At 47.4% G+C, this 24,011-nt stretch carries 17 protein-coding genes and 3 pseudogenes; 2 read left to right on the top strand and 18 right to left on the bottom strand.

The features are described 5' to 3' along the window. Positions 1-160: 160 nt before the first annotated feature. The 10 genes from QUB77_RS07305 to QUB77_RS07260 form a co-directional block, all read right to left on the bottom strand. Positions 161-988, bottom strand: a complete 828-nt coding sequence (locus QUB77_RS07305) for a methyltransferase domain-containing protein (protein WP_333172305.1) — start codon at positions 986-988, stop codon at positions 161-163. 177 nt (positions 989-1,165) lie between these two features. Beyond that, on the bottom strand, positions 1,166-1,831 hold the full coding sequence (locus tag QUB77_RS07300; RefSeq protein WP_333172307.1) for a Na(+)/H(+) antiporter subunit B: 666 nt from the start codon (positions 1,829-1,831) through the stop codon (positions 1,166-1,168). After that, positions 1,831-2,418 carry a DUF4040 domain-containing protein gene (locus tag QUB77_RS07295; RefSeq protein ID WP_333172309.1) on the bottom strand — a complete coding sequence of 196 codons (588 nt, stop codon included), beginning with the start codon at positions 2,416-2,418 and terminating at the stop codon, positions 1,831-1,833. Before QUB77_RS07295 ends, QUB77_RS07300 begins: the two co-directional genes overlap by 1 nt. Continuing rightward, positions 2,408-2,695: a monovalent cation/H(+) antiporter subunit G gene (locus tag QUB77_RS07290; protein WP_333172311.1), complete on the bottom strand. Its 288-nt coding sequence runs from the start codon at positions 2,693-2,695 to the stop codon at positions 2,408-2,410. Before QUB77_RS07290 ends, QUB77_RS07295 begins: the two co-directional genes overlap by 11 nt. Next, a complete protein-coding gene (locus QUB77_RS07285) occupies positions 2,692-2,922 on the bottom strand; it encodes a hypothetical protein (protein ID WP_333172412.1) in 231 nt (76 codons plus the stop codon). Before QUB77_RS07285 ends, QUB77_RS07290 begins: the two co-directional genes overlap by 4 nt. Before the next feature lie 155 nt (positions 2,923-3,077). After that, positions 3,078-3,461, bottom strand: a complete 384-nt coding sequence (locus QUB77_RS07280) for a Na+/H+ antiporter subunit E (protein WP_333172313.1) — start codon at positions 3,459-3,461, stop codon at positions 3,078-3,080. After that, positions 3,458-4,885 carry a cation:proton antiporter gene (locus QUB77_RS07275; protein ID WP_333172315.1) on the bottom strand — a complete coding sequence of 476 codons (1,428 nt, stop codon included), beginning with the start codon at positions 4,883-4,885 and terminating at the stop codon, positions 3,458-3,460. The genes QUB77_RS07280 and QUB77_RS07275 overlap by 4 nt, the downstream gene beginning before the upstream one ends. Then, positions 4,882-5,217, bottom strand: a complete 336-nt coding sequence (locus QUB77_RS07270; protein ID WP_333172317.1) for a cation:proton antiporter subunit C — start codon at positions 5,215-5,217, stop codon at positions 4,882-4,884. The genes QUB77_RS07275 and QUB77_RS07270 overlap by 4 nt, the downstream gene beginning before the upstream one ends. A 379-nt stretch (positions 5,218-5,596) precedes the next feature. Further along, a complete protein-coding gene (locus QUB77_RS07265) occupies positions 5,597-6,805 on the bottom strand; it encodes an ABC transporter permease (protein WP_333172319.1) in 1,209 nt (402 codons plus the stop codon). Positions 6,806-7,261: 456 nt separating this feature from the next. Beyond that, entirely contained in the window at positions 7,262-9,082 is a 1,821-nt protein-coding gene (locus QUB77_RS07260; RefSeq protein ID WP_333172321.1) for an efflux RND transporter periplasmic adaptor subunit, read from the bottom strand. A gap of 199 nt (positions 9,083-9,281) precedes the next feature. On the opposite strand from QUB77_RS07260, the pseudogene QUB77_RS07255 reads away from it, so the two are divergent. Together QUB77_RS07255 and QUB77_RS07250 are read left to right on the top strand one after the other, a co-directional pair. Next, positions 9,282-9,728, top strand: a pseudogene (locus QUB77_RS07255) (hypothetical protein); the annotation flags it as partial. Between the two features lie 87 nt (positions 9,729-9,815). Further along, positions 9,816-9,977 (top strand): annotated as a pseudogene (locus tag QUB77_RS07250) (IS5/IS1182 family transposase); the annotation flags it as partial. Positions 9,978-9,987: 10 nt separating this feature from the next. On the opposite strand, the pseudogene QUB77_RS07245 reads toward QUB77_RS07250, so the two are convergent. The 8 genes and pseudogenes from QUB77_RS07245 to pilM form a co-directional block, all read right to left on the bottom strand. After that, positions 9,988-12,864: pseudogene (locus tag QUB77_RS07245) on the bottom strand (ATP-binding protein); the annotation flags it as partial. Between the two features lie 621 nt (positions 12,865-13,485). After that, complete coding sequence (locus tag QUB77_RS07240) at positions 13,486-14,961, bottom strand: NAD(P)/FAD-dependent oxidoreductase (RefSeq protein ID WP_333172323.1); 1,476 nt, start codon at positions 14,959-14,961, stop codon at positions 13,486-13,488. Positions 14,962-15,372: 411 nt separating this feature from the next. Further along, positions 15,373-16,635 (bottom strand): threonine-phosphate decarboxylase, encoded by a 1,263-nt coding sequence (locus QUB77_RS07235; protein WP_333172325.1) that lies wholly within the window; start codon positions 16,633-16,635, stop codon positions 15,373-15,375. Positions 16,636-16,650: 15 nt separating this feature from the next. Further along, on the bottom strand, positions 16,651-16,959 hold the full coding sequence (locus QUB77_RS07230) for an HU family DNA-binding protein (RefSeq protein WP_278187376.1): 309 nt from the start codon (positions 16,957-16,959) through the stop codon (positions 16,651-16,653). Between the two features lie 721 nt (positions 16,960-17,680). Next, a complete protein-coding gene (locus tag QUB77_RS07225) occupies positions 17,681-20,065 on the bottom strand; it encodes an AMIN domain-containing protein (RefSeq protein ID WP_333172327.1) in 2,385 nt (794 codons plus the stop codon). Positions 20,066-20,543: 478 nt separating this feature from the next. Beyond that, positions 20,544-21,347 (bottom strand): pilus assembly protein PilO, encoded by an 804-nt coding sequence (locus tag QUB77_RS07220; protein WP_333172329.1) that lies wholly within the window; start codon positions 21,345-21,347, stop codon positions 20,544-20,546. Then, positions 21,344-22,243 carry a PilN domain-containing protein gene (locus QUB77_RS07215; RefSeq protein WP_333172331.1) on the bottom strand — a complete coding sequence of 300 codons (900 nt, stop codon included), beginning with the start codon at positions 22,241-22,243 and terminating at the stop codon, positions 21,344-21,346. Before QUB77_RS07215 ends, QUB77_RS07220 begins: the two co-directional genes overlap by 4 nt. Positions 22,244-22,670: 427 nt before the next feature. Further along, positions 22,671-23,765: a type IV pilus assembly protein PilM gene (gene pilM, locus QUB77_RS07210; protein ID WP_333322892.1), complete on the bottom strand. Its 1,095-nt coding sequence runs from the start codon at positions 23,763-23,765 to the stop codon at positions 22,671-22,673. Between the last annotated feature and the right edge of the window lie 246 nt (positions 23,766-24,011).

The following is a 24,011-nucleotide window of genomic DNA, read 5'->3' as shown; positions in this document are numbered from 1 at the left end:
CAAAAGCAAAGAAACCAGGTTTTTGACCGTTTCTGCAGGTGTAAGGCGTCTTTTCAGCAAAAAAAACCGGTTTCTGACTACCCGTGCGTAAGCCTTATAAACGTAAAATACGGATGACTAAAAAGCTCGCTATATAAGTCTTATTCCTTCTTCTTGCTTGTTATTTCTGACCGAATAGGTAAAAAGTGGTGATATCGTTCCAAATTCCTTGTTCAGTTTCTAATGCTTCTAATTCAACCTCAAACTCAGCCTTAACTTGCCGTAATTGCTTGGTTGAAAGTGTTGACAAAGGAGGCGGGTACTGTCCGGGAGCCGGATGAGCATTTCCCGGCCACATTGCCTTGGCTTTTTCTAAACTGATATAGCTACCATCTTGCTCAATTTTAACATCTACATCCTCAAATCCTGCTTGTTCGAGCAGTCTGTGGCATTTTTCAACCGTGCCTGTGGGTTTGCTCATATTGAATGAAATGCCGTATTTTTCGGCTACTTTCTGCGTCACAACTCCGCCGACAAAAGCCGTGTCGGCGAAGGCATGAATGCCGATGATTCCCCCTGGTTTGAGAAATGTGTGCCAGTGAGTGAGTGCTGCGTGCAGATCCGACATCCAAATGAAGGCTGAAGAGCAAAAAATGCGATCGCAAATATTACGGGGAAAGTCGAGATTTTCGGCATCCGCCAGCAAAAATTCTGTGTTGTTGAGATTTAATTCTAGAGCTTTGTTTCTGGCTACATCGAGCATTCCCGCCGAAATATCTACGCCAATAACCCGACCTTCAGCGCCCACAATTTGAGCGGCTGCGATCGCCACATGGCCGGTTCCAGTTGCAATGTCTAAAACCTGCTGTCCGCGACTAACTCGCCCGTATTCAACGAGACGCTGAGCAATCTGCAAATGCCAATCGCTATTGTCATAATTTTGGCTTCTGCGGGTGTACAAATCTGCGATCTCTTGCTTGTATTTTTCTAATTTAGGTTGGTTGCTCATCCAGGTTTTTTCCGTTGAAATTGACAGGCGAGACGCTTGTATACCAGGAATCAGGAGTCAGGGGTCATATCGTTTACGGTTGTTTCTGAATGATTTAACCACTCTTGACGCTGAGGATGCAGAGGAAGAGAGAGATTAATAATTTCGATGTCAATGGATTTGAGTTCGGAACATTTGTTATAGCAATCCGCGATAGCGAATAAACACCAACAACACCGCCCACGATCCTAATGCGACTTTGACTGCAACCAGGATATTGAGCAAGGGGAGAATGCCACCGCTGAAAAGCGTGCCTAACTCTCCGTGCGGTAACTCATATCCTGACAGAGTGATAACGGACAATACAATGAAAACAAGTACCGAAACCTTCTCCAAAGTCGCGGCGTGCCAGCGCTGGTAGATTTCTTGCATCCACTGCGGTGATGAGGTAATCGCCACCAAGCCGATCGCAGTTCCCCCCGCTACACCCGCCGCAAAACCACCGCCTGGACTTAAATGCCCGCGAATTGCTAGTTCGATACCCACCAAGGCCGCAATCGTCGCTCCCAATCGCGCCAAAATAATCGATGGTTGATCGGTAAACTGATATATGGCGCAGGACGGACTTTCATTGGCTAGCATAAAACTTGCACCCAAGATGGCGATCGTAAATACTATGACTTCAAAGATCGTGTCGTACAGCCGATTTCGCAAAATGATACCGGAAACCGCATTGGATACTCCACTATCTTGAACAACCAATTCGACGATCGAACTTTGCTGCGATAACTCCATTGTGGGATTGGCGATTAGCAGCATTTTGATAAACAGCGCTATCCCTGATAAAAAGTAAACCCACTTCATCAATGCTTGTCCTCTGCGTCTGGTGTACTTAGATAGGTTAGGGTTGTACCCGGTGATGAAAGTTCGCTTTGCATGATCTCGTAGACACGCCGAACTCTGGTTGCGGTGTTATAAAGTTGCGCTTCGCCGCTGTGTTCCAATTGGCTTTGTGGCGCACAAGCTGCATGAACTTCTTTTTCCCTCAGCGCCCGCTGCAAAGCCTGTGCACTCGCATAGGGAACGAGTTCCAGGCGCATGTGGCGTTTCTGAAAAACCGTGCGGATGTCATCTATCAGTTGCTTAAAATCACCTGCGGTTTTGTCGTTTGGTATAGCATCGCCCTCTGTCCCCTCTTCGATTACACCCAGACGCAGCACGAAGGATGAACGCACCGTCACTGCATAAAGTGTAATCGCGAGTAGAGTACCCATCAAGGCTTCGGTCAAGCCCACATCCCCCGCGCCTAAAATTGTATACACCAAGGCGGCGATCGCTCCCAATACCCCCCGCAGTAGCAAGGCGTGGTATGGATTGACCTGAAATACCACCATACCAGCAGCTAAGGGTAGCAGAGCGACGAGGACATAAATGTAGCTATTATCGTTCATAGTTACTCCCTGTTTTGGAACAATAGGCCAACACATATCCCAGCATTGTGTTCCAGGTTGCTAAGCAAATGATCGCCAGAATCAGCAGGGGCCATTTACTGGGTATTTTCAGCAGCAATCCGACGACGATCGCGATCGAACCCAGCGTATCTGATACCGAAAGACTGTGCAGTTTATATAGAACCGATCGCTTCCCAAGTAGGAAAGAAGTACCCCAAAACCAGAAAAAAATCCCTATACCGATGCAGGTATAGCTCAATACATCTATTACGATCATGCTTCAGTGATACGTTTGATTATATGTGCCAACAACATCAAGCCAGCATTACCCACACTGAGGATAATCGCCGCCACCACACCGATCATCCAATCATCGCGCCAGACGGATATGACGAGAGCGATGATTGCCGCCTTGCTCGAAATACTGGCAAAGGCCAACATTGTCTGCCAGATATCATGATCTTTCCATACCTCGTACATGGGTATGAGCAGAGCCAGAATCATCGCAATTAGAATCAAGTTGTTCAAGTTGTTCAATTGTGTGGACTCCTGATTTTTCTTACTGAGCTAAATCGGAATTATTCATTTCTCTCTTCTCTTCTCTTCTCTTCTCTGAATCGGCGTCAAGAGCGGTTAAATCATTCAGAAAGAAACTTGAGCTAGGTGTTTGATGTCCGTCGCACTTGGTGTACTTCGTAAAAACCCTCTTCGTGATATTTCACGACAATCGTCTTGGGAGTAAAAGTGATCACGAAGACATCTAGGAATATCAGCAAGGGCGAGCGATGGTTTGGCACTTTTTGCATGATCACATCTTCGTGCCTATGGGGGCGGAGGATGAGTTCAAAAGCTTCTATATAAGCTATCGGAATCGCCCTGACTATTTGACCAAACGCCCCCAACCATTCCCTCAAAGGTTCCGGGGGTGCGTAGCTGCGCGGCAACAGGGCAGCAATGATGATGCCGATCGCAATATTTGCAAAACTAAAATCGGCTGTCAGTAGAAACCAGATCGTCAGTCTTAATATTAGCTGTCCAATCATTTTGGTAATGCCATCCAGAATAGTAGGATCGAAATCAAGCTCATAAAACCGACCAAATGATCGAATTGTTCAAGCATACGTGGCAGTTTGATTGCCGTGCGTTGAAAAATTAGAAAATAGGCTAACCAACCAACGCCGATGATGGCGATCGCCTTAAGCATATTTTCCAGCGTATAAGCCTCAACATAAAAGGAGGCTGCAATCAGCCCACCTAGCAACAGCAACACCGCAGGCCAAAAACCGGGTTTTGATTTTGCTTCTCCACCACGGGGCAGAAAGATGAATTTAGCAAATAGGATAGCCGTTCCTACTGCTGCCACATTCATGGCGATCGCATAAGCCGGTGTCAAATTCTTCAAAGTCAACATCTTTGCCCCAAAGCCAACCAAAAAAGGAAAGCCTGAGATCGAAAGGCTAGCCACGACTAAGGCAATCCAGAGCTTAGTATTGATCTGCTTTTGTCGCAATTCCTTAAAGTCGCGGCTGGGTAAAGAACCCGCAATCAGGAATAGCGCCGATTTGACCAAGCCGTGGGCGAGGGCATAAAAGCCTGCCACTTCCGGGGCTACGAGAATCCACCCTAACTGCGAAACCGTGCTGAACGCCAGCATCCGCTTGGTATCCTTTTCAAAGATGCCATAGAACACGCCCATAAACGCCGCCCCGACTCCGAAAATCTGGACGATGGGTGCCACCTCCTCCACCATCAGCGCGCACCGCACGAGGGGATATACCCCCGCTTTAACGACAATTCCTGACAGCAAAGCCGACACTGGCGTTTCTGATTCCGAGTGAGTTAACGGTAGCCATAACCCCGATACAAACACACCTCCCTTAACCAGGAGTGCCATAAAGATCAGAGCGATCGCCTCTGGGGGCGCTGCGCCCAAGCCGGCAAAACTAAACGAATTACTTGCCTTATAAACCAGCACGGCACCGACTAGATAAAACAGCATTGCCGTGTTGCTAATAAATAGATAGCGTAAGGCTACCCAAATCGAGCGATCGGTGCGAGGATAGGCAATCAAGAGAAACGCCGCAATGCCGCTGACCTCTAACCCCACATATAAACTAATAAAGTCAGTAGAGGCAAAAGCCGCATTCAGGCTGCCATGCACCATGAGAATCTGTGCATAAAAAAATGCCGTCTTATCTGTGGGCCAACAGTAGATAATCACCGCTGCCGTGACTAAGGCATTGGTTAAGATAAAGTAGCCACTCAAGCTATCGACTAGCAAAGTCACGCTGAAATTATCCAGTAACTTCAGCGTCACCGCTGACGGTATCGTAAAAAGTTCGCATGCAAAAGCAGCAGATACGATCGCTCCGAATATTGCGAGATGCTTGTCAAACTTCGGAATCAAATAAATAGTAAACCCGACAAAAAACGGGAGTCCAATCCAGGCTAGCGTCAGGATATTCATGGGGTATTATTCATCTCGATTTCGTTACTTTCTAATGTCGGATTATCTCGTGCCAGCTTCATCACACTGACCAGCATTAAAGCCTGAACTGAAAAGCCGATCACGATCGCCGTTAAGATCACCGCCTGGGGAACCGGATCGGCGTAAGCGACATTTTCCCCCTTTGAAATAATGGGTGTCAGCAAGCCTTCTCGCGATGCCACCACCACGTAATAGGCGATAACCCCTGTACTCATGACATCCATACAGACGATTTTCATGAGCAGGTTCTTTTTAAAGATAATACCAAAAAATCCGCAAAATACTGTTGCCAATACCAATGCTTCTAACATGGAAATTGCGTGTTGGATAAGGGGTTTTTGTTATTATATTTGAATTAGCGTATATTATTTCTAATTGAACTTAGAAATTTCTAGCCCCTAAACTAGCTGAAACCCACTCTAGGTAAGGGAAAGAGTTTGAGGCCCTTAAACTAGCTGAAACCCTTGTCAATTGGAGACCCAAGCCAATTCAATCTCAAACTGTTTACCTATTGGAGTTTGCAGCCATTTTTGACATGATTTTGGTCGAAGTCCCGTTAGCGAATCTGTGGCCGACAACGAAGTCCGATCGTCCACCAAACCCAGTTTATGACCACTTGTGCGTCCAGGACTATAATTGTGACACTTGCGTCCATGACTGTTCAATTTAACTGGGGCGAAGTCACTAACTTCAATCATTCCGCAAAGCTGCGATCGGATCTAAGCGAGCCGCATTCCGAGCCGGTAGCACTCCAGCCAATAAGCCTACAGTAAAGGATAGCCCAAAACCTGCCGCGATCGACCATACAGAAACCACAAACGGAAATTTGAACGCTGTCGAGGCCCCAAAGGCGATCGCAACTCCCAGCCCAATACCCGCCGTACCCCCCACAGTGGAAACTAAAATAGATTCCGCCATAAATTGAATGAGAATTGCTGCATTAGTAGCGCCTACCGCTTTGCGAATCCCGATTTCCTTAGTGCGTTCCACAACAGACACCAACATAATATTAGCAATACCGATACCGCCAACCACCAAAGAAATTCCGGCGATCGAACCCACCATCACCGTAAATAAACCTATCACATTGCTGAAAGTATTAACGATTTCAGCTTGATTGACAACTCGAAAATCATCCGGTTGTGGCGGATAAATATTGTGGCGCAAGCGCATGATATTTTCCACTTGAAATTGAGCATCCGCTAAATCCGCTTCGCCCGCAGTTTCCAACCAAAAACCCGAGATCGCAATCCCCGCTAAAGAATTTCTCCCCACAATCCGCGAAGACATATTTTTGAGGGGAATATACACTCGATCGTCCTGATCGGTGCCCCCTACAGACCCCTTGCTTTCCATCACTCCAATGACCTTGTAGCGGTTTCCCTGAATGCGAATATCCGAGGATAGCGCATTAACTCCGGCTCCAAAAAGTTCGTCTCGCACCTTAGAACCCAGGACAACTACTGGCTCAGCAGCATTCAATTCATCCTCGTTAAAAAACCGTCCTTCTTGGGGTTGAATGTTCTTGACATCGGGATAGTTTAAATCCGTTCCCAAAATCGAAGTAAATGAATTTTGTCCGCCATAAACGACTTGCACTTGGCGCTGCAAATAAGCCGAAATTGCCTTAACTGCAGGAGCTTGTTTGCCGATCGCCTTAGCGTCATCCCAAGTAAGGGTAGTAGCAGAACCGCTTCCCTGACTGACACCGCCGGATCGAGAAGCGCCGGATAAAACCAACAGCACATTTGTACCCAAAGCCTTTAACTGTTCTTCAGTTGATTTTTGTACACCCTGTCCCACCGAAGTAATGGCAATTACCGAAGATATCCCAATAATTACGCCCAGCATAGTTAAACTGGTACGCAACTTATTATTCCACAGCGCCTCTGTCGCCATGAACGCGATTTGAACATTAGAGATTTTGTTGGTACGGGGCCGAGTCTGTAATTTCATATTATTTGTTATTTGTTATTTGGTGGCCACTTCTAAGAATTATGCCTAAATTGGCCCGTAATTTATCACCTGACGGTGCAACCGGAAACGATATGATTTGTGGCACGATCCGCCGGGGGTTGAAACCCCCGTCTCATAGCTAAAGTCGGTTGAAACCGACTGAAAATTCGTCTAATGATGCAGCCGGAAACGATATGATTTGTGGCACGATCCGCCGGGGGTTGAAACCTCCGTCTCATAGCTAAAGTCGGTTGAAACAGACTAAAAATTCGTCTAAAACCGATGTAGATCCACTAACTCTTCAGTCCTCTTTCAGAGGACTTTCGCTATGAGACAGGGATTTCAATCCCTGGCGGACTCTGCGACGAACCAACTACCCCCGACTGCGCGGACTAACTATTAACGCAAGCGCGTTCTACCACCCGGTTGCAAACCCGGAATCCCCCCCGACGATGGATTTTGGGATCTAGGCCGCAATCCGGGGGGTAAACTAAGCAGCACTTTTTCATTTCCTTTCAAACCCGATCGCACTTCCGTCTTGTCATCCACCGTCATACCAGTCTTAATCGGCATAAAAGCAGGTTTGCCATCTTCTCCACCCGGAACATAAACCCCCGTTTCCCTTTGTTGGCGGACAATTGCCGCAGTCGGGACTACCAAAACATTTTTAAGTTCACCAGCCTTAAACTCAACATTCACATTCATGCCCGATCGCAGCATTTGTTTATCGTCATTAATAATTGCCGCTTTTACCTCAAAACTTGTCACATTTTGCAGGACGATCGACTGAGGCGAAATTTGAGTGATTTTACCTGCAAAAGTCTTTCCCGCAAAAGCATCGGCTTGAATAGACGCAGCCTGGCCGATCTGAATCTGAGAAATATTAGTTTCTGCTACGTTTGCTACTAATTGATTTTTTGAAGCTAAGGACAAAATCGAAGAAGAAGTCGCCGAAGAAACCGCACTACCTGCCGTAGTGGGAGTCACAAAAGCGCCCGGATCGGCGTACTTGCGGGTGACAGTGCCGGTGAAAGGAGCCCGCAGCACAGTGTCGTCGATCAGCGCTTGAACGCTTTGCAGGCTGCCTCTAGCGGCGAGAACTTGAGCGCGGGCTTGGGCGATGTCTTCCGGGCGGGAACCGGCTTCTAGCAGCGCCAAAGCTTGCTGTTTTTGCTCGACGGCGGCCTGGGCTGCTGCGATTTCTTCGGGGCGTGCGCCCGATCGCGCCAGGGCCAAAGCTTGCCGTTTTTGCTCGACGGCGGCCCGCCCTGCTGCGATGTCTTCGGGGCGTGCGCCCGATCGCGCCAGGGTCAAAGCTTGCCGTTTTTGCTCCACAGCAGCCCGCGCCGCAGCGATTTCTTCAGGGCGAGTACCCGCTTGCAGCAAAGCTACAGCTTGTTCGGCTTGTCTGACTTGCGTTTGAGCTCGATCGCGCGCAGTGCGGGAGTTGTTGACAACTTGCAAAGCAATCGCCCCGGCATTATAGAGTTCCTGATTTCTCTGAAAGTCTTCCTCAGCTTGGTTTTTGGCGTATTCGGCATCTCTGAGTTTGGCGGTTGCTTGGGCGATGTCTTCAGGTCGATTGCCCTTGAGCAATTTTTGTAAATTTGCCTGTTGTTCAGCTAATTGTGCCTCAGCTACGGCGATATCTTGGGTGCGATTGCCGTTGAGCAATTTTTGCAACGTTGCCTGTTGTTCAGCTAACGCTGCCTCAGCTACAGCAATATCCTGGGTGCGATTGCCGTTGAGCAATTTTTCCAGACTTGCCTGTTGTTCTGCTAACGCTGCCTCAGCTACAGCAATATCCTGGGTGCGATTGCCGTTGAGCAATTTTTGCAGGTTTGCTTCGGCGGCTGCGAGTTGTCCGCGAGTTTGGGTAAGTTGCCCTTGGAGGTTGGAGTCGTCCATGTAGGCGAGAATCTGCCCTTGTTCAACCTTATCTCCTTCCTTGACAAGCAAACTTTTGAGCATTCCTGAAGTTTTGGGGCTGACGTTAACGGAACGTTCGGGCACTATTGTGCCGTTTGCCGAAATTGTAATCGGCAGGTTCACCCTTTCGACAGCAACGGTTTTTTCCCTGCGTCTGGTTTCGCGGCTGGATTTGACGGTTAGCTGGCTGTAAGCTGTGTAGCCTACTCCTGCCAGCAGGGAAGCGGCGAGGAGTCCGCTAAGCCACGGAGTCAGCTCTTTTTTTATCTGAAAGTGCTTTACGAAGTACATATAAATTAGACCTGATGGGTCTGCCTAGAATTTAGACCGATCGGGAACAGAAAAGGTTCAATTGAAGTCTGAGTCTGTTTTTTCGGTTGTGCCGTTATGTGCAGGTATCTTCGGATAATTTTCTAGGGCTTACGCATTGACAAAATAACAAAGTAGTGTATTGATAAATATGGGTCGTCTACTTTCGAGGTATAGGACAATGAGAAAAATAACTAAACCCTCGACATCACAATGCAATATAGACATCTACAGGTTATTTTTGCTGTCAGAGCCAAAGTTGGGAGGGTGTAGCAGGTTATCAGAAATATTGGGAGATGTTTCGCATGACAGCATCAATAGATTTTTGTGGAGAGAGATACGAACCCAAAGATTTATTCAAGACAATAGAGAAAATCCTAAATCTGGAAGGAGGGCTACTGAGTGTAGACGATACAGTCATAGAAAAGATTTATAGCGACCCCAAAAAGCCGAATTAATGAGTTACTTTTGATCCGTTAAGGCTCATAAAACCATAATTTGCTTAAATTTAATCCCCCTATCTTACAGGGATATTAATGGTTACTCAGTCCCAATAAATTACAGAATTTATGATAAAAAGGAGGGGAAAACCAAAAACGATTATTTTAGAGAAATGGTGAGTGAACTGTAAGGATTCAGGTCAGGGGGTATTGACAAAGATAATACAGGAGGGAGATTATTAGAATTATGAAAAAATTGGAGTTTAGACTAAGCAGGTCAAAAAAAATTAAGAAAACGTACTACAGTTGAACACTCTCTGGCTCATATTGGGCATTGGCAGAGGAACCGTGCTCGCTATATTGGACAGCGGAAAAATCTCTTCTCTCTACGCCGAGTCGCTGTTGTCCATAATCTTCATGTCATCGCTCGAATGGATAAGGTTTGGCTAACTGTTTGCAAATTACTAAAGGCACTAGGGAGGGCAGCGCTATGTAGGCAGAGGAAAATAGAGTTGACAGAATTCTAATAGTTGCTAGCTGATGCGGATCTGTCATTTGAGGGAGATCGATTAAATTCTCAATTTCCTTTCCGCTCAAAATTGAAGTGGTTTGGATCAGCGCGTGTCCGATATCAGATTGGTTTGGCGAGTTGGGAAACTCTATTCCGAGCAGCTTTAACACTTGTAGCCCCATACCTAGCGCTTCTTGTAGCTTATTCTGCCCCATATAAGATTGCATTTGCACTTCGTACACCCTCACTTTGTCCAGCAGCGATATAGCTTTTTGCAACACTCTTATAGCTAATATCTCCATTTCTTCAAAATCGCCGTTCAGATAAGCAGCTTCTGCTGCTTCCTCATGCAGGGTCAAAGTTAGTTTATACTGACTTTCCCAGCTATTTGCTGTCAGTAATTCCCTTCCCGCGTTCAAATATTCAACCGCAGCAGAATAGGCTGTAGCAGCTTTCGCTTTCTTTCCAGCAACCAGATTCAATTGTGCTAATTGCTCTTGTTCTGGTTTCTGAGTAATTAGCTCAACTCCCACATTCAAGTGGTTGACAATATCAAAAATTCTTTCTTCTCGCTCGGCTTCTGGTGTATTCTGTAATAACAGTTGACCGATTTTTAAATGAGTCGATCGCTTTTGGTCTTCTGGAATCAGAGAATAAGCAGCTTGTTGGACGCGCTCGTGTAAAAAATTATATTTGGGTAATTGCTCCTGGGTAATTAGTAATTGGTCAGATTTCTTTCCATTACCGATTACCGATTCGCTATTTCCCTCTGCTTGATAAAACTTATAAACTTCGCTAATGGGTAAAATTAGCCCGTCTTGTAGTGCCTTTCATAAAGCGGATGCGGTTTCTTCGGGCTAATTTTCATCAACAATTGCTAACGTCGCCAAATCAAACTGATTGCCAATACAAGCAGCTAACTTTAAAACTTCCTGTGTCTGGGCTGGCAACTTCCGCAACTGAAGTGCCATAAATTCTACAACATCATCTGTTAGTGCCAAGGCTCGCACTCGGGCAATATCGCACTGCCAATAACGAAGCTCAAAATTAAATTCAATTAGCCCATCTTCATGCAAAGATTTGAGGAATTGTGTGCTGAAAAATGGATTGCCTTGGGTTTTCTGATAAACGAGTTCTGTCAAAGGCTGAGCCAACGCTGTAGAACAAGCTAGAGTATCGGCAACTAAACAATTTACGTCGGCTCTATCAAGTGGTGCTAAGGTAATATTATTCACCTTTGCTTCAGTTTTTTGAATCTCTGCTAACGTCAGCATCAATGGATGTGCTGGAAAAACTTCGTTATCCCGATAAGCTCCAATTAAAAAGAGATAGCAGTTATCAACGTCGCTCATCAGCAGTTGAATTAATTTTAACGATGCTGAGTCTGCCCATTGCAAATCGTCCAAGAAAATCACTAAAGGATGGTCTTTTGTTGTGAAGACTTGAATAAATTTTTCAAACAACAAATTGAAGCGATTTTGACCAGCACTTCCAGAAAGTTCGGGCACAGGCGCTTGCTGTCCAATAATACGTTCGAGTTCAGCAATGACTTCAACGATTACCTGAGCATTCTCGCCCAAGGCGGCCAAAATTTCCAACTTCCATGGTTCAACTTTCGCATCTGTCTCCGATAACAGTTGTCCCATTAAATCGCGAAAAGCTTGGACAAATACTGTAAAGGGAAGGGTGTGTTGAAATTGGTCAAATTTTCCTTTAATAAAGTAGCCTCGCTGTCTCACAATTGGTTTGTGAACTTCGTTGACGACAGCGGTTTTACCAATAGCAGAAAAACCAGAAACGAGGATCATTTCAGTGCTACCTGCACTCACGCGCTCCAAGGTGGCCAGTAAGGAGGATACTTCCCTTTCTCTACCGTATAATTTTTCTGGGATGAGGAAGCGATCGCACAAATCTCGCTCCGCTATTTTAAAGTTAGTCAACGTCCCTGTCTCTTTCCACTGGAATAAACAAGTTTCTAAGTCGTACTTGAGTCCTAGGGCGCTTTGATAGCGAGCTTCAGCATTCTTCGCCATCAGTTTGCTGACAATCTCAGACAGCACCAATGGAACGCTCTGGTTTACACTTGAGGCTGGGATAGGTTGTTTGGCGAGGTGGCAGTGTACCAAATCCATTGGGTCATCCGTTTGAAATGGTAACTTTCCTGTTAGTAATTCGTAGAATGTTACTCCTAAAGAGTAGAAATCTGTCCGGTAGTCAATACCCCTGTTCATCCGGCCAGTTTGTTCGGGAGATATGTAGGGTAAAGTGCCTTCGAGGACGTTGGGATTTTGTATTTCTTGGGTTTCGCGAGGCAGCAGGGAAGCGATGCTGAAGTCAATCAGCTTCACTTCTTTGCTGGTGGGGTTAATTAGAATATTGGCTGGTTTGAGGTCTTTATGGATGACGTGGTGGCGATAAAGTCCGTCAAGGGCGTTGGCAATTTGAATGGCAATGGGAAGAAACTCGTTAACGGGCAACCCTTCTAGAGATTCGTTGCTATCGGATGCGACACTAGCAAGGTAGTTACTTAAGGAAATTCCGCCAAAGTCTTCCATCACCAGAGCATAATGGTTATGGTAAGTCTCCAGGCTGTATGCCTTGACACTGCCAGGGATCTCTAAGTTTTTAGCAATGATGTACTGGTTGCGGAAATGAACCAGTTCTTTGAAGTGGGGAAAGTCATTGCGCAGCAGTTTGATCGCGACTGGCTGCCCATTTTAAGAGCGAATGCCACGATAAACTAGAGTTCGATTACCTGCGTATATTTGCTCGTTAATCTCATATCTTAGAACAAGATTTGTTATGGTAGCCATATCTAGGTATTCCTACTGCTTTTGTCAAGCCCGAAGCTTCTGAGAGTTACTATCTACTATTTTCGCTCGCTCTACTCTGGTATTCAGTGAATTACATTTTTCTTAATATACTTTGTGGCTCAAATTATGAAAACACGAGTTTAAAACAATACTTGAATTTTTAATGGAAGAGATGTTGATACTTTAGTTAAGACTAAGTAGAAAATGAAGGAGGCTAAGGCTGAGTGAAGGGCAGCAGTTGATAGAAGAGGAATTTAAGAGGCTCATCAGGTACTTAAGAGTATTTTTTTTACACCGATGCTTGTATGCGATCGCCTATTAAAATTAAAGTCTAGTTTAGGTTATAATTTAATGTCATTAATACAATTCGGGCGGAGTGTAATTTAAAGCGCTAAGCAGGGCAAATTGAGTTTGTGTGTCAGATTTGATATAAATTGAGATTCAGGGAATTGCCAGCCGAATTATTTGTCGAGAGGCCACAAAAAGCTGCCCCAGTCTAATAAGTGAATCAGGCATTTAATGCCAAAGTTCAGAAGTAGACTATGGAACTAGCCCAAGTCAATTATATTTTGCCACTCACATACTTACAATTACGAATTACCAATTACCCCTTTGATTTTTTTAGTTCCAATACCTGCGCCAGTGAAACAAATTCTCCCACAAATTCTGGATAAAAGTATTGCTGCGAAAGCGCTGTGACTCCCAAACAGCAGCAGTTTGACCGTTAATTGCCGAAAAACTCGACCAAATATAAGGAAGTTGGGCGATCGCCTCAACTTTCATCCCGTGACGCACAGCCAAGGCGATCGCGTGAATCAACTCAGCAGCTTGTGGCCCCACAATACTCGCTCCCAACATCTCCCCGTTGCGACGCCCGACTATCTTACAAAAACCAGTTGTATCCCCGGACATTTGAGCTCTTTCAACATTCTTGAAATATTCGCGACAAACAATTATATCATCTCCAAAACGACGCCTTGCTTGCGCTTCAGTCAAGCCAACCCTCGCCAATTGCGGGTCAGAAAAAATCGCCCAAGGAATCCCGCGATAATCTATTTGAAACATTGGCAAAAACAAAGCATTTTTCACAGCAACTGCAGCTTCGTAATTAGCGATATGAAGGAACGGATAACCCCCAGCCACATCGCCGATCGCGTAAATGCGGTGATTAGTTGTTTGCAGCTTTTCATTTAAAATCACCCCCCGATCGCTGAATTTAACCTTAGCCGCTTCGAGATTTAACGATGAAAAATTGTGCCCTCTACCGGAGGCCAGAAAAATCTCCTCAGCTTCGATCGCCCTTGGCCCAGCTTGAATCCACTTTTTACCATCAATCACCCTCGCTTGAGTCACCTCAGTAGCAGTCAGAATCCGCACTCCTTCAGCTTCCATTGCAGCTTGAACTAACCCAGCAGCCTCTCGGTCTTCTTTAGCCAAAATGTGCGAACTTTTCACTACCAAAGTAACAGCAACCCCCAGCCGAGCCAAAGTCTGAGCCACTTCGACACCGCTGGGATCTGCACCGATTACAGCCAAACTTTTAGGCAACTCTGGAAGTTTTGCTAATTTTCCGACAGTTTCCGAAGTAAAAAAGCCAGCAGACGAAAGTCCTTCAATATTGGGAATCGCCGGCAGAGTTGGACAAGCTAGCAAATAACAGAGCGATCGCAATTTTCGCCCGCCGACAACAAAAGCCAAATCCGGTTTCGCAACAAACTCGCCGTTGCCAAAAATAACATCGACACCGCGAGTAGCCAAAAGACCGAGAGAATCAATTTCTGACAAATTAGAAACAACATCATCTGCCCACTTTAGAACCCCGTCAAACCCTAATTTGAGCGGCATAGAGGAATTCGCGACTTCCCAGCGAACCCCCAACTGCTGGCGGCTGATCTGCTGAGCAAAACGAGCAGCCTCCCTCAAAGTTTGGCTGTATCTCAAACCAAGGTCGATCGACTCTTTCCCCCCTGTCGGCAAATCTTGGGAATTACTTAGCGGTTCCACCAAAGCAACGCGAGCCGGGAAATTAGTGGCAGTCAAAGCAGCATAACGTCCGGCAGGAGTCCCACCAATAATCACTAAATCATAGTCAAGCATAAATAAAGAAGTCAATCGATTTGAGATTTTAGATTTTAGATTTTAGATTAAAGAATTGAAGCATTGACCACGGATAAATTCGGGGGGCAAGTTTCATGGGATACAGGTTTTTTATTTCTGGGTCCTGAGTCTGCTTTCGGAATGAATCCGGGGGCTTGTATCCTGGATGCTCGATTGTCAGTAGTCATGAGTCATGAGTCATGAGTCATTAGTTAGTAGTTTAGGACGATCCGCGCGCTGGGTCAGAAACCCGGTTTCTTCCTAGATATTTCGCTGCAAAACCCAAGACTTATCATAGAAACCGGTTTCTTGGGGATGTCCGCTCAAACGACCAATAAAATCGGTTTGTCAACTTTTATTGGTTGTTAACAGTTAACTGTTAACTGTTAACAGTCAACCGTCAACCGTCAACTAACGAATAACATCCGTAAGTCCAGCAATTAGCCGCAGATTGTCCGCCCTGGAGCGCACAGCTACCCGAAAAAACCGATCGCCCAACTCAGGAAAACTCAAACAATCCCGAATCAAAATGCGGTGTCGTTCCAAGAGACTTTTTTGAATCGAAGAAACCGACATGGATGACTCAACCAACAAGAAGTTAGCCGCCCCGGCAATTGGTTGCAAACCCGGTAAATTAGCCAAACCTTCAAATAACTCTCGGCGAGCCACAGGCAGCCAATCCCAGGTTTGCCGCTCAAAAACAGTATCTCGCACCACAGCAGCAGCAGCAGCAGCAGCCAAAGCATTCACAGGCCAAGGATCGCGCAGTAACTGCCAGCGGCGCAGAATATCGGGATGGGCGATCGCACAGCCCAAGCGCAGTCCCGGCAGAGAATAGAATTTAGTGAGCGATCGTAAAATCACCAAATTCGGAAACTCCTCAACAGCACCGATCAAAGTTTCCTGCTCAGAAGGCGGTAGAAAGTCCATAAAGGCCTCATCCACCACCACCATACCGAACTGCTTCACATAAGGCAAAATCGCCTCCCTAGCGAACAGTAAACCCGTAGGATTGTGCGGGTTGTTCAGGAGCAAACCTCGTCGATAATCGGCATCGAGAGCAAGAGGCACCGGGAGACGGAGAGAAGGGGAGACAAGGGAACGGTTAGAAACTGACACATCATCGGTTACTAACTCGTTTCCTGCAGCAGCGTCCAACGATTTCTCCAACTGAGATGTTGCACCATGCTCAATTAATTGTTTAGGGACAGGCAAGATGCCTGTTCCACAAGAAAATTCATCTCTTGTGGAATGGGCATCTTGCCCGTTTTTGACAATGGTGCAAGATGGGAGTTCCAAAGGACATTTCAGCACCTGCGCGCCGAAAGCCGAAAGAGCTCGCCAGTAATCGCCAAAAGCCGGAGTCACCAAATAAGTCGCCTCCAGCTTCGACAAATCCCAAGCCGCCCAAGTCAACAATTCCGCCGAACCATTCCCCGGCAAAATCCAATCCGGGTCAACATTCAAAGCCTCACCTAAAGCAGTCCTGAGCTCTCCATAATCCGGATCGGGGTAAGCCGTCAGACTGCTCAAGTGTGATTGAATCGCAGCCAGGGCCGACTCAGGAGGGCCCAAAGGACTGATACTCGCAGAAAAATCGACAATAGCAGAGGCAGGGCAGCCTGCCAGTGCGGCTGCCCAAGCTAAATTCCCACCGTGTACAGGTCTAATCAAGACTCAGTTCGCCAGTTATTCCGCGTTTTTCGGGGGTGCAACTCTGTCCTTAAACAACTTCCCTGCGGAAAATGCAGGAACTCGGGTTGCCGGGATTTCCATCTTGTCACCAGTTTTGGGATTGCGACCCTCGCGGGCCTTGCGTTCCCGCGACTCAAACGAGCCAAAACCGACCAGCGTCACCTTGTCGCCATCGGAGACAGCTTCCATGATTGCTTCGAGGGCGGCACTCAAAACAGCATCTGCCTGTTTTTTCGTCACGCTAGCCTTTTCCGCGACTGCATCAACCAATTCACCTTTGTTCATTGCGAACTCCTTCTGGATTTGCAAAATTACGTTAAACAGAGTTAGTTCAACTATTAGCTGTGAGTTATCAACTGGATTGAGGTGTGGATTGGGAGGTTTGGGTGGTTCCCGATTGCTCCCGTCCGCTTCCCCAAATCACAACTCCTGCTGAATACCAATTACCCTAGGGTAATTGGTCAGAAAAGGAATTTTTGTTTCTAACTGCTGAAAACCCCACAGCATCTAATTTTCACTGCATTATTCTAAAGTCTTGCCGACCGTTATGGATCGGTGGAACCTTTAATTTATATGGATTTGGACAATTTTTTTAATTATTCCCAAAATTTAGGTAAAAAAATACCACCTTGGAGAGAAGATTTCTCGCCTCGGTGGATTTGAAAGCATAAAAAAAGGAGAAGTAGAAGGAATAAAATGTAATTTGTCAAGGGCTAAAGGAAAAGTTTTTTCCTTATTCCTTGTTTCTTTCCCGTTTCTTTTCCCTGTGGGGCGGGGCTGTTTCCTTCTCCCGAAACCCGCCAGGGACTGAAGTCCCTGTCTCATAGCTGAAGTCGTCTCAAGACGACTGAAAGAGTGATTTATACTCCTGTTACAGAGGACTAATCAGTTCTTTAGTCCTGTTACAGAGGACTAAAGAACTGAGGCAGGGGTTTCAACCCCTGTCGGACTGTCGGACTGTCGGACTGTCGGACTCAAGGGAAAGAGCGTGGAAAGTTGACAGCAAGGCATTTTGCCTTCGTTCCTACTGTCTCGGCTGGACTGGCTGACTGCGCTGCAACAGTTGGCGGGCGTCGGGACTGATGTTGTTTTGATACCCAAAGTTCGATCGATCGCTGTCGTCCAAAATCTGCGGAGTCAGCAATACAATCAACTCTGCCCGCTGGTTGGCCTTACTGGTACTCCTGAACAGCGAACCGATAATCGGCAAATCTCCCAAAATCGGAATCTTGTTCGCTGTAACCCGTTCTTCATCGCGGATAATCCCCGAAACAATCAAAGTCTGACCGTCCCGCAGGCGAATTAGGCCCGATTGCAACGATCGCTCGCCCAGCAGCCTGATAGTATTGGTGTTCGGGCCCGTGCTCAGGTTTTGGGGGGTGCCCGGTGTCCTGATAATCGGGTTCACCCGCAGAGACACAAAGCCGTTGTCGTCAATCCGATCGATCGCCACCCCCAACTGCAAACCAGCCCTGTCTTTGACTGCCGTCACCGTTGTGGTACTTGTATTTCCGGTAGTCTGGGTGTCGGACGTGATGTTACTGATCACCTCATCAGTAATATTCACATTCGCCGTTTCTCCTTCTTGAACCACTAGAGTCGGATCTGTCAGGATTTTCGCATTCTGGCTCTGAATAGTTGCCTGCAAAGCCGACAGGAACCTCCTCGGATACTGGAACAGCGGGAACAAGCCGAACTCTGCACTTCCCGAAGCGGTTGCCGATCCAGGCTCGTAATCCGTAATTCCAACTCGCGTGGGGTCATTAGTAATTGGGGCTGTCGGCTGGAGGAACACACCTTTGGCGGCGGTATCGCGACCTTGACCTGTAAGCGGCACGATACGCCGGCCGTTCGCATCGTAGAAAACATCGGGGGTTCCTAGGGGATTGGGGACGATCGGTCGAGCGTTGATCCCCTCAAGGGCAGTCCCACTGGGCGGATTGATGCCACCAAAATTGAGACTTGCGGCCCCATTGTCATTGACAAAGAAATTGTTATTAATTCCAAAAGAAAAACTGCTGTTGGTTCTGTTGTCTCCCAACAAGTTGATATCGATCACCTTAACGTTGACAGCCACTTGACGGCGGCGCAAATCTAGCTGTGTCAAGAAAGCCACAGCCATGTCAACTTTGCGCGGGTCGCCCACCAAAGTGATGGAATTGAGCCGAGAATCCGCTAGCACCGACAGCCCCCTCAGCAAGAGCGGCCCGGTGCCTTCCCTAGCGCCGATCGCCTTAATGTCCGGTTCCCTAATTTCTACATCCCGCGCCGCATTTCCCTGGCCGACGCTTTGAATCGTCACCCGAGTAATCGGCAGTTGAGTTTCCGCGCCTTGAGCGCTCAAAAAGTTAGCTGCATCGGTAGACCGAACTTGATTGAGCCGCAGAGTCCGAATGATAATATTGCGTGAGTCAATCGGCAAGCTAGTCCCTACAAAAATCGTCCGCCCCTGGCGGTTAGCTTGCAGCCCGCTGAGCCGCAGCACGTAATTAAAGACATCTTGCACCGACTCATTTTCGATGTCCAAAGAAATCTTTGGCCCTTCATCTGAACCGATGGCTCCTGGCTGACCAGGCACTGCGGGCTGGCCCGGTTGAGCAGGGGCACCGCCACCTGTAAAAGCAATGTTCAAGCCCGCAGCGCGAGCCAGCAGAGCCAAAACGTCCCGGACTGGGGCATCCCGCAGCACCAAGCGAGGGATGCGTTCTCCCGAACTCAGTTCAATATTTCCCGCGCCAGGGGCGATGTTAGACACTGCGATATCTCCCAAGGGCGGAGCAACTGCCCGCGGTTGGAAAGGCGCTGCCTGATTGCTCTGGGATTGTATTTCGCTGGGGAGGGGCGGGCGATCGTTCCTGGTAACAGTAACTTCGGGATTGGGCAGCAGCACGCCTGGGTTTTGCGAGGTGCGGACTTGGGGAGCCGGCGGGGGAGCTGTTTGGCTCAGCGGCAGACCTGGAGGCGGCGGGGGTACAGTTGGGGCAGACTGTGCTGTACCACCCTGTCCGGCAACGCTGAGGACGATGCTTTGGCCTTGTCCCGGCACAATTTGTCCGTTGGGAACTCCGTTGGTGCCGGCTACTACAACGCGGATGCTGTTAGCTTCTACTTGGCTGATTTCTACTGAAGAAATTCCCGGAGCGGGGTTATCTTGACGGAAGCTGTTGCCTTGTGGCAAGCGAAGCTGGGTATTGATAATTGTGGCTTGGTAAGTATTGCCGTTATTGATGGCGAAAACTTGCGGGCGATCGCCCTTTTCTGTCGCCAGCACAATATTTACGCCATTATTGCCTTGACTTACTTGCACTCCTGTGACTTGAGTCGGCACTGCCAAGACGGGGGCTTGGGCTATCACAACTCCTGCAACGCTGCATAAGAGTCCTCCACTTAACCGTAGATGCTGTTTCACGTTCTCTCCTCCACTACACTTTGTTATTTGTTGTTCGCAGTCTTTTGTCGCTAGCTGCTAAACTGACTAAAATATTCTCGATTCGAGCCTTTTTAAACGAAGAAGTTATGCCCTTTTCGATTTTCGATTTTCGATGGGGAATAACAGATGACATAGGGGTTAGAAGCTATCCTACAGCAATCCTCGCATCATTTGTGTATTTCTTACTCCCTCCCCTTTATAAGGGGAGGGTTGGGGTGGGGTAAAAAAATTACGACTCCTGCAAGGATTGCTATACAGTTCCATTACTTTTTGAAACTGGCATTAGAAAAAATTAGGTTTTAGAGCCAATTGTTGATTGCCATATAAAAAATAATTGGATGGCCTTCATATTTTTTGACTTCTACCTTCAATCATCCAATTTCAACCTTCTGCCTTCTGCCTTCTTGTGAAATAGCGAGTTGGGAACAATAGCTAATATCTATCCGCCCAACTACCGCTACTTAGCAGCAGGACTTGGAGCCGGAGTTGGCGGTTTTTCTTCTTGCTTTAAAGGCAGCAGGGCGTGCAAGTCAAAAGCAGTTTTAATTTTAGTTGGCGGCTGCTCCACAGGAACTATTTTCCCTTTCACAAAGTCAACTTCAATTGGCTGATTTGATGCTAGCAATTCAGATTTCAAATTCCTAACTACCAACAGCGACTGCATCAACTCCAAGTTCCGCATAAAATTGCGGGTTTGAGCGAAAGTGCCTTCAAACTCTACCTTAAATTTTTTGCGTCTGAGCTTGCCAGCCAAGGCCGGCCCGAAGGAGGTATCGGCCAGAATATCAGGGTCTGGAGCTCCTGGCGCGGCGGTGGCTGCCGCTGGGGGCATATCCGGCTCAAATTTGGTAATTTTAGCCTTGAGGTCATCTCCTTGCACGCCGGCGTTGATTCTATTAACCAGTTGGGTCATGTCAAGCAAAATCGTGTTGGCGCTGGCGTCGCTGGCAAACATTGCCGTCACGTTGGCCCGGCGCTGTTTTGCTTCTTCTTGCTTGGCTTCTGCTTCTGCCTTTTTTTGAATTTGAGTTTGCAATTGCACTTTTGTTTGCTCGCTTTCGGCACGTTTTTGGTTTAATGCGTCCTTTTTTTGGAATTCGGGAAGTACGAACTGGTAGCCAAGGCCGCCGGCAATGACGAGGCCGAGAACGGCGATGCCGATTGCTTGGACTTGGGGTGTCAGCTTAATGCCGAATATTTCCTGAGTCCCTGTATCTTCTGCTTTTCCGCCGCTGGGAATAAACTCATTTGCTGCTGTCATTGTTTTTTCACCTCTGGTTTTTGTGGTTCTAGCACTCCTTTTTCTTGAAGTGTTTCTATCCGTATTGCTAGCCCGTCTGCCTGCTTGCTGCGGAGCTCGGGGAGCAACTCGGAGGCCCCCGTCGGGCTGAGCGTCGTTTCAATTTTATATTCCACCACCGGTCGCAGTTTGGGAAGTTCTGTGGGTGCTGCGTTTTGGTTACGCACTTGTAATTGTGCGGGGTTGTTTTTTAATGTGGCCGCTATCAGTTTGGTATCGGTGTTCAGGAAGAAAGGAGAGCGCTGGACTAGCAACATAAAGTCGTTAACTTGAGCAAAGGTACTGGCTATCCCTGAAATTTGTACTTTTGCTGGCTGCTGCGGGACGACGGGGACGGGAGCAGCAGCCGGGGCGGGGCTGGCTGGAGACGGACTCGCCCCTGGGGAGGCGGCGGGAGTTGCTGCAGGGGGTGGGGGTGCTGCTGCAACGGGGGAGGGACTCGGATCGATTTGCTCGATTTTGCCAATTTGCACTCCGGCGGGAGTACGAGCACTGAGGTCTTGCAGCATCGCCGACCAAGGTTTAATTTGGTCGAATACTCCGGCTAATGCTTGGTATTCGGCGGTAACTTGTTGTGTTTCGGCGTTGATGGCTTTGATGGTGTTGGCTTGAGTATTTAACGTTGCCAGTTCTTGGTCGATGGCTGCTTGTTGTGTGGCTAAGTTGGTATTTTCGTTAGTCGCCCACCACCAGGCTCCCATGACTGCGGCGATGATGCCAAAGGCAAACAGCGTCGCCCCATATATGGGCAGTTGGTCTTTGGCTCCACCGGAACTTTTTTTAGTTGAGCTTTTGGCTGCTGCAACGGGTTTGTAGTCCGGACGGTCGTTGAGAAAATTAATATCTAGGCTGTACATGGCTTCACTCGTTTTTATAGCAGAAGGAAGAAGGCACAAGGAAGAAGGAAGAAGGCAGAAGGCACAAGATAAAAGGAAGAAGGAAGAAGGCAGAAGGTAGAAGGAAAAAGTGCTCTACCGCTTATGTTTGAGCAATTAAGAATGTCCTAACAGTCTTGGCTGTTGCTATAGATTTAAATTTGAAATTTGAGATTTTAGACAGAACCCAAGATTGCTGGTACAAGTGAAGGATTTATTTAGGGAAGAAAGAAACAACTTTTTGCCTTCTACTGAAGGAAGGGGCTGCTTCTACCTCAGATATATTCTACCTTTTACCTTCTACCTTCTACCTCCCATATTCTACCTTCTGCTTTTTGCCTTCTTCTTTTGGAAGGGGTTTTTACCTAAAATTCTCAAATGGGTTTTTCTCTCATCTAAAACTGTTAGGTCACATAACCTCCCTTAGTCCTAAACCTAGGGCGACTCCTAAACCTGCTCGCTGTTCTGGGGTAATTTCTTGGCTGATTTCGAGTCCTAGGGTTTCGATGGGATCGACTTGAGATGCGGGCAAGCTTAATCTTTGCATAAAAAATTCGTCTAGTTTGCCGATCGCAGCTCCCGGGCCTGCTAGCAGCAGTTGCGCTACTTCGAGTTCTTCGCTCTGGTTGAGGTAAAAGTCTACTGAGCGGCGCAGTTCGTCTGCTAGTTCTCCCAATACTTTTATCATCGCATTGGTTCCCGGATTGGCGTCTCCCGATGCCCCCATTGTATCTGTGACTGGCAGGGTCATGCCTTGCAGTTCGCTGGTGTCTCTGGTTGGCGGCAGGTTCATGGCTTGGTTGAGGGCGGTCTGGATTTGGTAGGTGCCGATCGGGATGGTACGGTTGAACTGAGGTATGCCGTCCACTACTATAGCTAACTCGGTGCTGTCAAATTCTATGGCGGTGAGAACTGCGGCTTCTTGGGACGAAAATTGTTGCAGTTGGTCTTTGAGGGTGCGGATTAGGGCAAAACTGGTTACTTCTAGTACGTCTATAATCAGTCCGGCTTCTTTGAAGGTTTCGATGTATGTGTCGGTAACTTCTCTGCGGGTTGCTACTAACACTACTTGCACTTTTTCTACGCCGTCGTCATCTACAAAAAGGCCTATTTTTTGATAGTCTACGTCGGCGTCTTCTCTGGGAAACGGCAAGTACAGTCCTGCTTCTGCGTTCATGTAATCCCGCAGTTCTTCTTCGTTGAGCTCTGCGGGAACTGGGATGAGGCGGATGACGGCTTCGCGGCCGGGAATGGCTGTGGCTACTCGCTTGGCTTTGATTTTGTTGTCGGCAAGGACGGTGCGTATTAGTTCTGCCATTCCCGGCGTATCGACTATTTGTCCTTCTTGTACATAGTCTTCTGGAACTTCTATGGAGGCTAGGATGCCTAATTTTAATGCCTGAGCTTTCTTTTCGAGCTGAATGATGTTGATGCGGTCTGGGGCTATTTCGATCCCGATTCCTGGCTGGCGTTGGGAAAGTAGACCTTTGAAAAAGTTAACCATGTGATTCGGTCGCCGGTAATTACTATTTTTTTCTTTTGTTGTTGGCCAGCCTGATTCAGCGAGTCCGGTGTTGGAGGGTTGGTTTCCAACGGCCGAGAGAGTGCTGTAATCTCGGTATCCCGCCGTAGCTACGCAGCTTTGTCTGTGTTGCGCGATCGCTAGTTCCGATTTTATGCTATCCAATTTACTTGACAATAGCTATTCTGCTGCCAATGTCAATAAATTCCAGCTCGATCGACCGAAAAC

The sequence above is a fragment of the Microcoleus sp. AT9b-C3 genome (assembly GCF_036705485.1).
Classification (GTDB): Bacteria; Cyanobacteriota; Cyanobacteriia; order Cyanobacteriales; family Microcoleaceae; genus Microcoleus.
This window is presented reverse-complemented; position numbering and strand designations above follow the sequence as displayed.